Raw genomic sequence first — 15,909 nt, forward strand, 5'->3', positions numbered from 1 at the left:
ACACATCAGGCAATGCTCCAGCCCTCTGCCTGCTCACGGATCATAATGAAACGGCGATAAAGTCCTTCCTGCTGAACAAGCTGCTGATGTGTTCCTTTCTGAATAACTTGGCCTTTATCCACCACTAAAATCTGGTCAGCGTGTTCAATCGTTGCCAGACGATGGGCGATAACGATCACCGTTTTTCCAATAGTCAATTCACTGATTGCCTGCTGGATCAGATGCTCATTTTCAGGATCAATACTTGCTGTTGCCTCATCAAGAATGACAATGTTGGCATTTTTCAAAATGGCACGGGCAATAGAAATGCGCTGTTTTTCTCCGCCAGACAGCGTAGATCCGCCCTCTCCGATCACCGTTTCATATCCATCGGGAAGATTTATAATGAAATCGTGGCACCGCGCCTTTTTCGCGGCCTCTATAATTTCTTCCCGCGTTGCACTTGGATTGCCGAAACGAATGTTGTTTTCAATGGTATCGTGGAACAGATAGACCTTTTGAAAGACCATGGAGATATTGCGGAGTAAACTGTCACAGGTCATGTTCCGCACATCCTCACCGCCTACTGTGACCTCGCCGCTGTCCACATCATAGAAGCGGGCAATCAGGTTGCAGATCGTGGTCTTGCCGCTGCCAGACGGCCCTACAATGGCCGTAGTGCTGCCCTGGGGGATGGAAAAGCTGATATTTTGCAAAACAGGAACTTTATCGTAGGAGAATGTCACATCACGGAAAACAATGTCTGTGTTCTGCAAAGAAATATCTTTCCCATTTTTGTCTATAATGTCAGCGTGTTCAATGCCGTCCAGTTTATCCAGCGTAGCATCAATGACCTCCAATACATGGGCGGCGTTGTTCATGGCTTCCACACTTCCAAAGATCATAAAGGAGAACATATCCAGCATGAGCATGGTAGGAAGTTCCATACTGCCGTTATAGGTCAGCAAAGCAGCCACAGCTACAATGGCAATGGAAGCGGCTTTCAGAGAAAACAGGTGCAGGCAGTTGAAGGGCATATATTCCACTTCAATTTTGATGTTGATTTTCTTGCTGTCGTTATATGCTTTGCGGATACCTGCAATAGACACGCCTTCCTGCTTAAAGGCTTTCACCACCTGCATCCCCCGCAGATACTCTATGGAGCTTTCCACCATATCGTCCTGTGCCTTTTGATGGATAGGCGCGTTTTGGTGGCTGCGCGCCTCCAGCAGATGAAGGAACAGAACAGACAGAAGGACACCAGCCAGAGCAATTCCTCCCGCCAGAGGACTATAAAACGCAAGGAACAATATCAGGACGATAACGGTGATATAGCCATTAACAACGGTGTTGACCATATTCATGGCGAACATTTCCATAAACGAGAGGTCGGTTGTGGCCGCTGCGGACAGTTCGCCCATATTGTTCTTACTGAAAAATCCCAGCGACACCCGTTTCAAAATATCTCCCAACCGTATCCTCTCGTCAGCCGTTGCTTCATAACCGACACTTTCCTGCGTGATAGCTCGGAGATATGAGAACAGGTATCGGCCCAATACAGCTAAAATCATGGCCCCCAGCATGATCCAGATGTCCCGGCCCTCCAATGGTCTGACGCCACCCCAGTCATCCAGAACAGCACCCAGACCCTTTGCTGCGAGCATGATAGGGATCGCAGTAAAAATACTGTGAATGAAAGCGTAGACAAATCCGATGTAAATGCGCCGTTTATATTTCCCTGTCCATTGGATCAGTCGATTTACGATCCGAAACATATCCGTTTCCTCCTTTCCCGGAACCGGCAGACCAGTTCTGCGCTCCTATATGCGCCTCCCACATATCCCGATAGAGAGCGTCGCCATCTAAAAGCTGCTGATGAGTGCCTGTGTTCTCAACCTGCCCGTTTTGCAGGACGATAATCTGATCGGCATTTTTGATGGTAGACAGACGATGGGCGATGACAAGCAAAGTTTTCCCTTTCGTCAAAGCAGCAATAGACTGCTGGATTTTTTCCTCGTTCTCCTGATCAGTGAACGCAGTTGCCTCGTCCAAAATCACGACGGGGGCATTTTTCAAAATCATGCGGGCAATAGAAATGCGCTGTTTCTCTCCCCCGGAGAGCCGGTTCCCCGCATCTCCGGCCATCGTGTCATAGCCATTGTCCAATTTCTGTATAAATTCATCACAGCAGGCGGCTTTTGCTGCCGCATATACTTCTTCGTCTGTAGCATCCGGATTTCCCAACCGTATATTTTCCTTGATGGAACAGTTGAACAAAAAGTTATCCTGTGTAACAAAGCTGATAATATCGGCAAGCTGGGCCAGCGGCATACTGCGAATGTCCACACCGCCAATGGTGATCTTCCCATCGCTTACATCCCAAAAACGTGCAATCAGGCGGGCGATGGTGGACTTGCCTCCACCGGACGGGCCGACAAGCGCCGTAAACTTCCCCTCCGGGATTTTTAGATTGATATGGGAAAGCACCTGTTTGCCGCTGTCTTTATTATAGGAGAACGAAACATTCTGAAGCTGAATGTCTTTGGACTTCACCTCTACTGGCTTTCCGGTATCTGGCAGTTCTTCTACATGGAGCAGTTTGTCTACATCGTGTACGGCATACTCAACCGTTTTCGTTTCATTGACATAGGTGGTAAAGTTCATCAGCGGACCTACAATCCCCAGCGAGAGGATCAGGCACATAACAAGATCCTGCGGGGCCAGGCTGCCGGTCCAGTAGAGATACATACCAATGGGGAGCGCCCCCAGGAAGGTGGAAGGCAATACCGCGGAAATAAAATTCATCAACTTCCAGGTGCTTTGATACCATTTGAGGGTGTAGTCCTTGAAAGATTTAACCGCCTTTGTAAATTTTTCATAGGAACTGGAGGACTGATTAAACGCCTTGATCACCTCAATGCCCTCCACATACTCTACAATCACGCCGTTCACATAGTTGTTGGACTCCATGTAATCGGCATAGAGCTTATTAAAATTCTTCATCATCATGGCAAAGGCGATAAAAGCGAGAGGCACAGTCACCAGCATCGCCAGAGCCATACGCCAGTCAATGCAGACCAGATAAGCAAAGACTGCCACGGGGAGCAGCAGGTTGGAGATACACTCCGGAATCATGTGGGCCAGCGGCAGCTCAATGGTTTCTACCCGATCTACCAATACACTTTTCAGCTTGCCCACAGACTCTCCAATGACTGTCCCCAGCGGCGCTTTCATCAGCCGCTGGGCAAGGGATAAACGAATATTCTCCAAAATGGTGTATGCGGATATGTGGGACAGGCTCGTTGAAATACCATAGAGCAAGAAGCGTATCGCATAAGCGCCAAGTCCGATCCAGCACCATTTCCAAACCTCTGCCATCACAGGTAAACCGCCGATAAAGAGCGTGATAATCTGGTAAACACTCCAATAGGGTATCAGTCCGGCAACCACACTGATGATTGCACATAAGACGGACAGGGCAATTTTGCCCCGGCATTGTGAAGCAAAGGAAAACACAATAGAAATCCAGCTTTTCTGCGTCATTTCCTTTCCTCCTAGAAAAATAATAGAGAGTATCACTCGACTTGATACTCTCTAACTATTACAGGTATTCACTTTGTCTGCCACTCTGTACAGACTCATTTTACTCCATTTAGATTTTTATTTTTCGGTATTCCAGAGGTGTTTTCCCCTTGACCTTTTTAAACGCTTCGGAAAATTTACTGGTGTTCGTATAGCCAACTTTCCCAGCAATCACCGTAATCGGCTCATCGGTCTGGGTCAGCAAAGATGCGGCCATATCCATACGATAATTCCGCATATAGGTGTAAATGGCGGTGCCATACACACCCTTAAAGCACTGCTTCAGGGCAGAAGTGGAAATATCGAATCTTTTGGATAGTTCCTCCATCGTGAAATGGCGCTCTGGCTCATTTGTCATAAACGACATGATCGCCTTGACCTTCTCCACCTGCGTCTTATAAAAGTAGGGGCGCTCCACGCCTAAGACTGTAGGGTCAACTGTCTTTAGCGTAACCAACAATTCCAGGATCTTTACCCTGAGATATTCCATGCGAATATTTTCCGGCACCTGATACAGTTCGGAGATCACATGATCGGGGACAGAGTTTCCGTGCATGATAAAAGGCCGTGTTTTCAGGGCAAATTGCTGCTCAATCTGTTCCAGGTCAATGGAAAACAGGGACAAAAGATCACCTAACCCCGCTACTGCTTCGGGGACAGAGATCGTAATTGTGATCCCATGGTAATGGCTTACGGGAAAACTGCAGTGATTGTTTTCAGTAACCGAGCTGTCCAGCATAATATCTCCGGACGCAAGATAAAGATAGGCACCATTACTGACTGCCCACTCAATACGGCCCTCCCTGCAATGATGGATGGAAATATTGTGAATGTTGTCAAAGCGCCTTGGCGGACAGCTGGCCATATGGAAATCATTATACATGACACCGATTCCGGGATATACTTCATAATAGGTTGCAGTCCCGTCCCCTGTTTCATTTTTCATCTGGTAGACCGAGCAGGATTCATCCCGGCAGAGTAAATTCATGTTTTGCTGTGAGAAGAACAGATCGCTTTTATTCAACCTGGAATCACCTCGATTCTATAAAAAATTCCCGGAGGCGCTGAAGTCCTGCGGCATCCAGTGAATATTGTTCCTGCACCGTGCCATGCTCCAAATGCAGAACATGGGTACAGCAGCTGACGATCAACTCATAGTCATGGGTGATGACAAGAGAAGTCTTACCCATTTCCTGTATCGTAACAAGTTCTTCAGCCACTTCTTTCATATGCTGTAAATCCAAACCGCTGGTAGGTTCATCCAGCACTAAAATCTCACGTCCGGAAACAAGAGCAGTGGCAATCGCCACTCGCTGCTTCTGGCCACCGGAAAGCGCCATGGGGTGCCGGTCCTTAAATTGCAGCAAATCCAACCGTTCAAGAACCGCATCCACTTTGTCGGAAGCTGTCTCCGCCATGCTGATGAGCATTTCTTCCTCTGTGCTTTCCGTAAACAGCTGATGGTTCACATCCTGCATGACCATATAGCACAGGGACAGTCTTTGTTTTCTATTATACGGCTTCCCGTCCACTTTCACAATGCCTCTGCAGTGTTTCTCCAAACCACAAAGGCAGCGGGCCAGCGTGGATTTTCCTGCTCCGTTATGACCGATGACTGCGATCACGCCTGCCTTCGGCAGCGAAAGGCTGTCAATATCCAGCGCATCCCTTTGTTTTGTGTAAGCAAAATGGAAGTTCTCACATTGAATAGACCCCTTGCTTGCGGCAGTATGTGCTGTCACAGGGAACACCCCCAGATCAAAAGGCCGAAGCCCCATTTCTGCCTGCTGCGTCACGGACAGATTAAGAGCATCCAGAGCCGGATAATCTTTTTCAATCTTCCCATCTTTCAAATAGACAACCCGGTCGATCAACTCTTTCAGGTAATAGAGCCGATGTTCCGCAATAATAACCGTTTTTCCTTGCTGTTTCCAAATCTGGATCATCCGGCGCAGATCTTTTGTGGCTGATATATCCAGATTTGAGGATGGTTCATCCATGACAATAATGGGCGGATTGCTGGCCGACACAGAGGCACAGGCAATTTTCTGCTTTTCTCCGCCGGAAAGAGAAAAGATATTTTTCCCCAGCAGATTGTTCATACCAAACTGCTTTGCCGTGGATTTCACCCGCTGAATGATTTCTGCTTCAGGCAACCCCTGATTTTCACATCCAAAGGCCAGTTCGCTGGTGGAGTCCACCGTAAAAAACTGAGTACGGGGATTTTGAAAAACACTCCCCACATATTTTGCTGTTTCATAGAGCGGAAGGGAGCTGATGTTTTTTTCATCCAACAGGACTTCGCCGCTTAACTCGCCCTCGTAATAATTCGGGATCAGCCCATTCACCAGGCGGGTCAGGGTTGTTTTTCCGCAGCCGGATTGTCCACACAAAAGGATAACTTGCCCGTCCGGGATGATTAAGTCAATGTTTACAAGCCCACCGGCATCCGTTCCCCCGGCATAGCGAAAATTGATATTGCGAAGTTCAATCATAGACTCCTTCCTCCTAACAGATAAAGAAACCGACCCAACAGGGTATCGCCAGCAGGAAGAAAAAAACATCCAAAGGTCCAAACCCAATTTTACAAATGTTTGTCCGTTTCTGCGGCGCCCCAAGCCCTCGTGTGAGAGCCGCCGCAGACAGTTCTTCTCCGATTTTGGCAATGGACATCATCAGAGGGACCACCCTGTATTCCAGCATCTTCATGGGACTGCGGAGAGTAGTGATGCCGCGCATCTTCATGGCATCCCGTATAGCCGCATATTCCTCTTTGACTGTGGGAAAAAATCGGAATACCACCGACATAGGGAGCACGATTTTTTGTGGAATGTGCATCTTCTCCATCGCAGCAACAAATTCACTGACTGTTGTGGTGCTTACCAGATAATATCCCATGATAAACCCGGGAAGCATGTGGGTATAAATCCCCACAGCAGCTCCCAAAATAAAATTCCATGTGCCAGTGAGCAAAGGCAGCACCGTTAATTCCAAAGCAAACAAAATAGCATATGTAACCGCAAATCTGACTGCAGCACTCCATTTCCACGAAAGAAGCAGAAAAACAATGGGACACGCCATAAGACACGGCCGGACCAGATTCATAAATCCGCCGGTACTACCGGTAATCATAATGGTACTGACAGTTACGGTTAAAAACAATTTTGTCCTCGGATCGGTGGGAATAACAGATTTGTTTTCAAATTTTAGCGTTGTAACCGCCGCATCCATCAGGCAATCCCCGCCTTTTCAAAATGTTTCTTCAACACGGCCTTGCCAAGAAGCGCCCCCAAAATGCCGCCGATAAAGGTTACAACGAATAAAACAGGGAACATCCAATTTGGGGTGTAGGACATAAGCGTATCTACATATTCCTGTCCATAACTACTTACAAGCGAAGCAAAGAACTCTGTGCGGGTGAGGAACATCCGGCTCACATAACCCATGATCCAAAGGGAAAACACACCATTGGCAAGGAGTGTGGATTTCCAGCTTTGATATTTTCCGGCCCGTAAAATCAAATCGCCTATGATTCCAAAAATGATGCCAAAAATCAGAACCAAGACACCGCTACCCATAATTAAATTCAATAAGCCAAGGATAATGCCGGTCAGGGATACCATGCCAAACTTCTTGACCTTTGTTAAGTACAGCATAAAGGGAATACCGCACAGGATGGGGCACACCAATCCAAGCAGCGGGATAAAGATCGGGATATACCCCAGCATCATGCCTGCAAAGAAAATGACAAAATAGATGGCTGTAAAAACACCCACATTGATTAAATCTTTCGCCTGCAGTTTCTTACTTTCTACTTTCACGCTCTATATACCTCCACTTCGGTTAGATTGCGCTAACCCATTTCGTAAAAAAATCGCGAAACGGGATTTCGCATGATTAAATCCTATCATAATACCAATAGTTCTCACCACTCCGAATAGTTTCAAAATGCTCCATTTGGTTTTTTAATACAAAATGGAGCTATTGCTGCTCATGGCAAAATAGCTCCATCACTTACATGTATAAGCTGTATCAAAAAGGCACACATTACTTACAGATACAAATCAGCTTCCAGGATTCTGGCAAGTGTAATCTCTTTCAGCACCCGTTCCAACATACAATCCACCTTTCTATACTCATTCTTTAACATGAGCATCTCCTTCGATACTTCATCCGATGGTACTCCGCAAATTTCCCCGGTCTTTATAATTCCTTCCATTCCCAAAATTACATCATATAAGCTGATTTCTTCCGGTGCTTTATCCAATGCCAGCCCTCCAGACGGACCATGAGCGGCCCGGATAAACTCGGCCGCCCTTAGCTTCGCACTGATCTGGAGCAGATAGCGATGAGATACGTCGATAGCTGCTGCCAGCTTCGAGGAGGATACGGTCTTTCCCGCCTTGGCCAGATACACCAGCATCTGTATAGCATAGTCTGTAGAACGGTTCAACTGCATTGGCACTCTCCTCCTCTGTTTTTCTTATAGTCCTTTGTTTTCACTTTCGCTTTGGTATTTTTCTTTCAGCCGGTGGAAGGTTTCATCGCTGATCACATGCTCTATGCGGCAGGCATCTGCCTCTGCAGTTTTCGGATCAACGCCGGCTTCTATCAAACGATCTGTAAAAAAGCGATGCCTCTCATAAATCTTCTCCGCAATTATCCGCCCCTGCTCTGTCAGATGGAGAAAGTGGTCCCCATCCACGGCAAGAAAACCGCCTTCCTGCAGAACTGCCACCGCATGGCAGACACTGGGCTTGGATACCGCCATGTGCCGGGACACATCTACAGAGCGCACCATCCCCATTTCCCTATGGAGAATAAGAATGGTTTCCAAATAATCCTCCCCGGACGCATAAAGTTTCATAGACCTCTTCCCTACTGTATCCGCCAGCCCTCGGCTTGCTCTCGGATTTGAATAAACTTTTTATAAGTACCTTCCTGTTTCAGCAGTTCCTTATGTGTACCTCTCTGAGCCACAGTTCCGCCATCAATCACAAGGATTTGGTCGGCGTTCTCAATCGTAGCCAGACGATGAGCAATCGTAATAATGGTCTTGCCATGTGTCAGGGCAGAAATAGCTTCCTGGATCAAATGCTCATTCTCCGGGTCAATGCTTGCTGTTGCCTCATCCAAGATAACAATGGGAGCATCCTTGAGCATCGCCCTGGCGATAGAAATTCTTTGCTTTTCACCGCCGGAAAGCGAAGAACCCCCTTCACCAATCACCGTGTCATATCCGTCCGGCAAAGCCATTATGAAGTCATGGCAACGGGCGGCTTTTGCGGCGGCGATGACCTGCTCATCGGTAGCGTCCGGGCTGCCGAATTTGATGTTATTCTTAATGGTATCCCGGAACAGATAGACATTCTGAAATACCATACTGATATTTTTGAGCAGACTATCGCAGGTAAATCTGCGAATATCCGTTCCGCCAAGGGTAATCGTTCCGCTGCCCACATCGTAAAAACGGGCAATCAGGTTACACAGCGTAGATTTTCCGCTGCCAGATGGCCCCACGATGGCCGTTGTGCTATTCTGCGGAATTTTGAAGTTCAGGTCATGCAGAACAATCCGGCTGTCATATCCGAAAGAAACATCCCTAAACTCAATATCATAGGTTGCCGGTTTTATGTCGGTGCCGTCCCGGTCGATATAGTTTACATTCTCCAATGCTTCCAGCTTATTCATGGCAGAGTCCACAACTCCAAGCGTATGGGCTGCGTCATTGATATTCTCCACACTGCCGAACATCACAAAAGAGAACAGGACAAACATCAGGAAGAACGCCATACTCATTTGTCCCTGCAGTGCCTGCCATGCACAAATAAAGACAATTCCCATCGAAGCCAGTTTTAAGGCGAACAGATGCAGACAGTTAAAGGGAGTAAAGCCTTTTTCCACCTTGATATGAATATCTTTCAGATCTTTACTGGCATTACGAAAGTTCCGGGTAGAGGCCCCTTCCTGTCCAAAAGACTTCACAATGGAAAGCCCTCGGATGTATTCAATCGCTGCGCCGGACATATCTTCCATTGCTTTATGGGTTGTTGCAGCGTTTTTTTCACTGTGTCTGCTGATCCCTTGCAAAGCCAGCGCTGAAAGAGCAACGCCAACAATGGAAATAACCGCAGCAACGGGGCTGAAGAAGATCAGGCATAAAACGATGGCAATAAACTTTGCGTATCCATTGATGATGACATCCACCATTTTCATACCCTGTAATTCCAAAGTAGACAATTCCGTGGTAACGCCTGCCAGAATGTCACCGACACTGTTCTGTGAAAAGTACCCAAGGGGAACCCGTTTCAGTACATCGCCCAGATGAATACGCTGCCCGGCGGCCACTTCATATCCAATGCTCTCCTGCAATACTGCCCGGAGATAAGAAAGCAGGAAGTTCAATGCAATCGAGCCAATAATGATCCCCAGCATTTGCCAGATTAAAACAGTATCAATCGCAGTATTCGTCCAGTATGCCTGGATCGCTTTATCCAGTGCGAATGCGGCTGCCATTGTAGGAATAGCAGTAGACAAACTGCTGAAAAAGGAACACACAGAACCAAGATAGAGGCGGCCTTTATATTTACCAGCCCATCGGATAATGCGTTTCATTGACTTAAACATTGACAGCCACCTCCTTTTTCTCGCCCACAGACCAGTTCTTTGCACCAATATGCGCCTGCCACATATCCGCATAAAGCGGGCAGCGTTCCAAGAGTTCCTCCTGCTTTCCGCAATCAACAATCTGTCCTTTCTTCAGAACGACAATCTGATCTGCGTTTTGAATGGTAGACAGACGATGTGCAATCACCAGCAGGGTTTTCCTCTGCTCTGCCGAATGGCATCCAGGTATACCCGGAGGGTGCTTTCCTTTGGAAAGGGCCATGATGGATTTCTGGATTTTATCTTCATTCTGCGGGTCAGTGAAGGCAGTTGCCTCGTCCAAAATCACGATAGGCGCATTTTTCAGGATTGCTCTCGCAATAGCAATTCGTTGCTTTTCTCCGCCGGAGAGCCGCTTGCCAGCATCACCGGCTGGGGTATCATATCCTTTTTCCAGTCGAACAATGAAATCATCACAGCAGGCCGCTTTTGCGGCGGCATATACTTCCTCATCCGTAGCATTCGGATTACCCAGGCGGATGTTCTCTTTGAGAGAGCAGTTGAACAGGAAATTGTCCTGTGTCACGAAACTGACCAATTCGGAAAGCTGCCGGATGGAAAGCTCCTTGATATTCGTACCGCCGATGGAGATACTGCCGCCGGTCACATCCCAAAATCGAGCAATCAGTCGGGCAACGGTGGACTTGCCCCCGCCGGATGGCCCAACCAGGGCTGTAAAACTTCCCTGCGGCATTTTCAAGCTGATGTCATGCAGCACTTCGTTTTGTTCAGTGCCATCACGGCCCAGGCCGCCCTCTCTTCCGGCTTTGCCGGAATTCACCTTGTAGGAGAAAGACACATCCTGTAAAACAATATCTGTGTGCCTGATCGGAACAATCTTGCCAGAGTCCGGCAATACAGGCAGGTTCAGAAGTTCATTTGCAGCTTCTACTGCATATTCCATTGACTTTGCCTCGTTGATAAAAGTAGTAGCCTTCATCAGCGGGCCGACAATACTCAGCGAAAGAATAATTCCCATCGCCAATTCAGCAGGCGTGATACTCCCGCTCTGTGTCAACAGCAAACCGATGGGAAGTACCCCCAACAGGGTGGTGGGCATAATCGCCATCATCAGGTTCATTGTTTTCCAGGTACTCTTGAACCAGACAAGAGTAAAATCCTTAAAGGACTTTACCGCTCCTACAAACTTTTCATAGGAACTGGTGCTTTGATTGAACGCCTTAACAACCTCAATGCCTTCCACATACTCAATAATGACATTGTTTACATGATTGTTTGCCTCCATATAAGCTGCGTACTGGCTGTTATAGTTCCGCATGAGAAAGAACATGGGGATCATAGCCAGAACCGGGGCAATCAGGACTGCAAGGCCCAAACGCCAGTCAATCACCAGCAGCCAGATAAAAATAGCAACCGGAAGGAGCAGGTTCGATGTCAGCTCCGGGATCATATGGGCCAGAGGCGGCTCCAAATCCTCCACCTTGTCCATGATAATATTCTTCAAGTAACCGATCCTTCGTCCCATTACTTCGCCAAGGGGCGCCCTCATCAGGCGGTTTGCGATTTTCAGGCGGATGCCTTCCAGTATCGTGTAAGCGGAGATATGTGCCAAAATTGTGGAAATGCCAAAGCAGATGACACGGATCAGGTATCCGCCCACGCCCACCAGACACCAGAGCATGATGTTGTTCAAAGTAGCGGTCCGGTTAATGAACAGGAGCAGGATTTCATACACCGCCCAAAACGGAACAAAGCCTCCGGCAACACTTAAAATGGCACACAAAACCGAGAGGGTCATTTTCCCTTTGCAGGGACCTGCAAAAGAGAAAAGCGTTTTGACCCAATGCTCTTTTTGCTGCTTCATATCAATTCACCTCTCTCGATCAATTTAGCCAGCAAAGAAAAAAGGATGGTTAATCTTTGCTAACCATCCTTAATGCTATCACGATTCAATTTTTTTTCCGCTCCACACGGCCTTTTTTATTCCAATCAGATAATTGATTTTCGATATTCCAGCGGCGTTTTCCCCATTGTCTGATGAAATGCGGACGCAAATTTGCTGGGACTGTCATATCCCACAAGTCCCGCAATCTCCGCCACCTTCAGCGACTTATCTGACTTCAGTAAAGAGGCAGCATAGTTCATACGATAGTTTCTCATGTATGTAAAAACCGGGCTGCCATATACCGATTTGAAACAGTTTTTCATAGGGGTCAGAGCAATATCAAACCGCGCGGAGAGTTCTTCCAGAGTATAGTTTTTGGTCAAATCCTGCGTCAGAAGTGCCTGGATCGCTTTGATTTTTTCAACCTGGCCTTTATAAAAATAGGGGCGTTCTTCTGTATGGCCTGAAAGTTCCAGTGCGTCCAGATACAGCAGCAGCTCCAACACTTTGATCCTGAAATAGTCCTTTTTGATTTTGACCGGCACATTGTAGAGTTCGGAAAAAATATGCTCAATGGCCGGTTCTCCTGGAATGACATAAGGTGTACGGTCGCTGCAATACTTTTTCTGCAATTCATAAAGATCCACAGAAAAACCTTTCATAGAGGCCGGGATTTCCTTTGCCGCAGTCTCCATCTGAAAGCCAATGGAAATACCGTGGTAGTGAGAAAGTGGAAATTCCACCTTGCCGGAATGATGGATGCGGCGATCCACCCGAAGATCGCCAGCCTCTAAATAGCTAAAGGCATTTTGGCCGACTTCCTGCTCAATGCGCCCTTCCCGGCAGTGGTCGATACAAAGCAGGTCCATATCTGTCTGGAAACCCGAAACGCACTCCTTCATGTGGAAATCATTATACATGAGAAATACACCCGGAAAAACATGATAGAGTGTCATCATGCCTTCACCTGAGTTATCACTTAAACGCATGACCTTACAATCATCGGACTCGACCAGGTTTTGAACATTCGGGCCGTAGTACATTTCCTGGAATAATTCCGGCATAGACGCTACCTCCTTTCCTCTGTTTGGCGTGCTTTTCACGCCCTCCAGTTACACCCGCAGGGTGTTTCTTTGGAGCATCCCTCCATATCAAATATTTTATCACAAGTCCGGCCCAAAAACTCAAAATCATGGGAAACAATGATGATAACTTTATTTTCACCATTCAACTTGTGGATCATGCTGCTCACTTCCAGCATACGATGATAGTCCAGCCCACTGGTAGGCTCGTCAAAGACAAGCACATCCTTGTCGGAGAGAATAGCGGTTGCCACCGCAAGGCGCTGTTTTTGACCTCCTGACAAAGCCATCGGATGACGGTCCTTGAAATCCAGCAAATCAAAAGACCTGAGAATTTCTTTAATCCGCTCCGGTGGACAATCCGGCTGCGCCAGTTCACATTCGTTCCATACGCTGTCTGAAAAAAGCTGATGGTTCACATCCTGCATCACGCAGAAGCTGGCCTTATTACGCTGTTTTGCTTTCAGTGCTTGGCCATCCAGCCGGACCGTTCCATCCACTTCTTTCAAAAGCCCGCACAGGCAGCGTGTCAGCGTCGTTTTCCCTGCGCCATTATGACCGACAATTCCCAACACTTCGCCCCGTTTTGCAGAAAAGCCAAGGCCGCCAAATACCGGCTGCTTATCAAAGGCACAGGAAAGATTTTCTACGGATAAGCCTTTCTGTGCTCCTGGCGGATCGGCGGGAGGCAGCTCCAGCACAGGATGAACAAGACTTCTAAGCCCCATCCTGATACGCTGCTCATCCGAAAGATTGCGAAACTCATCCCTGGAAAATATCTGAACGATTTTTCCCTTTTGAATGAAGATTGCCCGGTCGATCAGGTCCATCAAGAAATATAGGCGGTGTTCGGCAATAACAACCGTCCGTCCTTCTTTTTTGATCTGAATAATCTGCTGGCGTAAGGTGTCAATCGCGTCAGCATCCAGATTTGCCGTCGGCTCGTCCAGTACAAAAATGGACGGGTTCATGGCATATACAGAGGCAAACGCAAGACTTTGTTTTTCTCCACCAGACATGGAAAAAATGTTCCTTCCCAAAAGCGATTGAATTTTCAAGGCGGAAACAGTGGCCTCATATCGCTCTTTGATTTTCTTTGGTTCGACACCCGCATTTTCCAGACCGAAAGTAATCTCACTGTCTGAGTCAATATTGAAAAACTGAGATTTCGGATTTTGGAACACGGAGCCAACCTGCTCTGCCAGACGGTACATTTCTGTTTTCGGCACTTCCATACCGTTTACAATCGCCCGGCCGGATAAAGTACCGCCCTCGACAAAATGAGGGATTAAGCCGTTAATCAGTTTTGTCACTGTTGTTTTGCCACAGCCCGACTCCCCTGTAAGGACAACACATTCTCCCTGCTGAATATTCAGAGCAATATGTGAAAGCGTTCCCTGCTCTTTCTCATATTCAAAAGATACATCCTGAATTTGGATCACATGGAACACCTCCTTAACCCACTGTGATTGAAATCACGCAGAAAACCGCTCCCGCCGCCAGACATAAGAAGTCCTGCATACCAAACTTCATTTCAATCATGCTTGTCTTTGGCGCAGGATTTTCAATTCCCCGCGTAACAGCGGCGGCGGACAATTCTTCCGCTGTCGTTGTTGCAGAGATCATGGTCGGTACCAATATGCACTCAATTTTTTGTACCCCATGAATATTACGGAGCTTCATGGCATCCCGGATATAGCCGGTTTCTTCTTTTAAGGCCGGAAAATACCGGACGGTTACGGACAAAGGAATAATCAGTCCCTGCGGGATATGCCATTTCCGAAGTGCAACCATCAATTCCCGGACGGGCGTTTTCTGTAAAACCATCGTACCGACAATCAAACAAGGGAAAACCTTTCTTGCATAAGATACAAGGATCGTGAAGCTGCTGGCTAAAATTTTCGAACCGTTTGGGAATACATAATATTGCAGCGCCAGGCAAATCCCAAATGCGATTGCCAGCTTGCCTGCGGATTTCCCACACCCGCAGGCAGCGATCAGCAGGAGCAGAAAAACAACCCATGTAATTTCAACCCATAGGTCGTGCTGGGTAAAGGCCACAATATTTGCCAGCACCAACAAAAGCAATTCCGTCCGTGGATCGAACCTTAATGTATGTTTTTTGCCCGCTCCATTCATCATACAATTCCTGCCTTTACAAAGTGCTTTTTGAACAGACCTCTGGCAATCAATGCTCCGATGATACCACCGATGATTGGAGCAGCAAACAGAACGATTAGCATTGCATTGGATGACAGAGCTTCAACTGCCGCAACATAATCAGCGGGCATTCCCTGTTCTGTAATCTGCGCCAGAAAATCGGCTTTAAACAGCCAGATGGGAAGGGGAGAACCAACCATCCCCAGTGAAAAAAACACATAGGCAATCGAATTTCCCTTGAAGCTATTATATTTAGTCACCGCTCGGACAACTTCGGCCAAAATACAGGTAGAAGCCATCGAGATCAGGATTACCAGGGTAAATTGTCCAGTGACAAAATAGATAAGAGCAGTGATAAGCCCCATCAGGAAAACTGCACCCGGTTTTTGAACCTTTGCCACCATCAGCATAAAGGGAATACCTGCAAACACTGCAATGAAACCCGGCATCAGCATCCAAAGAACAGGGTGAATGCCTCCCAGAAGCATGAAGGCAAAGTTGATGACAAAGTAGATTGCGGAAAAGATACCGATGGTAATGAGGTCCTTTCCTTTTAGTTTTCTGTCCGTACTCACTTCAGACATTGAAAATTCC

14 protein-coding genes are annotated in these 15,909 nt (G+C 47.3%); all 14 read right to left on the bottom strand.

The genetic code is table 11. From position 1 onward, the window contains the following. Positions 1-5: 5 nt before the first annotated feature. The gene (locus B5E82_RS02520; RefSeq protein WP_087305832.1) at positions 6-1,754 is read right to left on the bottom strand and encodes an ABC transporter ATP-binding protein; all 1,749 of its coding nucleotides are present in this window, start codon (positions 1,752-1,754) and stop codon (positions 6-8) included. Next, positions 1,708-3,522, bottom strand: a complete 1,815-nt coding sequence (locus B5E82_RS02525; protein ID WP_087305833.1) for an ABC transporter ATP-binding protein — start codon at positions 3,520-3,522, stop codon at positions 1,708-1,710. Before B5E82_RS02525 ends, B5E82_RS02520 begins: the two co-directional genes overlap by 47 nt. Positions 3,523-3,631: 109 nt before the next feature. After that, the gene (locus tag B5E82_RS02530; RefSeq protein ID WP_242966228.1) at positions 3,632-4,585 is read right to left on the bottom strand and encodes an AraC family transcriptional regulator; all 954 of its coding nucleotides are present in this window, start codon (positions 4,583-4,585) and stop codon (positions 3,632-3,634) included. A 7-nt stretch (positions 4,586-4,592) separates the two neighbouring features. Next, the gene (locus tag B5E82_RS02535; protein WP_087305834.1) at positions 4,593-6,056 is read right to left on the bottom strand and encodes an ABC transporter ATP-binding protein; all 1,464 of its coding nucleotides are present in this window, start codon (positions 6,054-6,056) and stop codon (positions 4,593-4,595) included. A gap of 13 nt (positions 6,057-6,069) precedes the next feature. After that, a complete protein-coding gene (locus tag B5E82_RS02540) occupies positions 6,070-6,792 on the bottom strand; it encodes an energy-coupling factor transporter transmembrane component T (RefSeq protein WP_087305835.1) in 723 nt (240 codons plus the stop codon). Beyond that, positions 6,792-7,382: an MptD family putative ECF transporter S component gene (locus tag B5E82_RS02545; RefSeq protein WP_087305836.1), complete on the bottom strand. Its 591-nt coding sequence runs from the start codon at positions 7,380-7,382 to the stop codon at positions 6,792-6,794. Before B5E82_RS02545 ends, B5E82_RS02540 begins: the two co-directional genes overlap by 1 nt. Before the next feature lie 230 nt (positions 7,383-7,612). Next, on the bottom strand, positions 7,613-8,020 hold the full coding sequence (locus B5E82_RS02550) for an RrF2 family transcriptional regulator (RefSeq protein ID WP_087305837.1): 408 nt from the start codon (positions 8,018-8,020) through the stop codon (positions 7,613-7,615). 24 nt (positions 8,021-8,044) lie between these two features. Further along, positions 8,045-8,428 carry a metal-dependent transcriptional regulator gene (locus B5E82_RS02555; RefSeq protein ID WP_087305838.1) on the bottom strand — a complete coding sequence of 128 codons (384 nt, stop codon included), beginning with the start codon at positions 8,426-8,428 and terminating at the stop codon, positions 8,045-8,047. Positions 8,429-8,439: 11 nt separating this feature from the next. Beyond that, positions 8,440-10,188: an ABC transporter ATP-binding protein gene (locus tag B5E82_RS02560; RefSeq protein WP_087305839.1), complete on the bottom strand. Its 1,749-nt coding sequence runs from the start codon at positions 10,186-10,188 to the stop codon at positions 8,440-8,442. Continuing rightward, a complete protein-coding gene (locus B5E82_RS02565; RefSeq protein ID WP_087305840.1) occupies positions 10,181-12,052 on the bottom strand; it encodes an ABC transporter ATP-binding protein in 1,872 nt (623 codons plus the stop codon). The genes B5E82_RS02560 and B5E82_RS02565 overlap by 8 nt, the downstream gene beginning before the upstream one ends. A 125-nt stretch (positions 12,053-12,177) precedes the next feature. Next, positions 12,178-13,137 (bottom strand): helix-turn-helix domain-containing protein, encoded by a 960-nt coding sequence (locus B5E82_RS02570; RefSeq protein WP_087305841.1) that lies wholly within the window; start codon positions 13,135-13,137, stop codon positions 12,178-12,180. A 35-nt stretch (positions 13,138-13,172) separates the two neighbouring features. Next, positions 13,173-14,597, bottom strand: a complete 1,425-nt coding sequence (locus tag B5E82_RS02575; protein WP_330398216.1) for an ABC transporter ATP-binding protein — start codon at positions 14,595-14,597, stop codon at positions 13,173-13,175. A 13-nt stretch (positions 14,598-14,610) separates the two neighbouring features. Then, entirely contained in the window at positions 14,611-15,297 is a 687-nt protein-coding gene (locus B5E82_RS02580; RefSeq protein WP_330398217.1) for an energy-coupling factor transporter transmembrane component T, read from the bottom strand. Next, positions 15,294-15,899 (bottom strand): MptD family putative ECF transporter S component, encoded by a 606-nt coding sequence (locus B5E82_RS02585; RefSeq protein ID WP_087305844.1) that lies wholly within the window; start codon positions 15,897-15,899, stop codon positions 15,294-15,296. The genes B5E82_RS02580 and B5E82_RS02585 overlap by 4 nt, the downstream gene beginning before the upstream one ends. Positions 15,900-15,909: the final 10 nt, after the last annotated feature.

It is taken from the genome of Lachnoclostridium sp. An138 (assembly GCF_002160765.1).
Classification (GTDB): Bacteria; Bacillota; Clostridia; order Lachnospirales; family Lachnospiraceae; genus Laedolimicola; species Laedolimicola faecalis.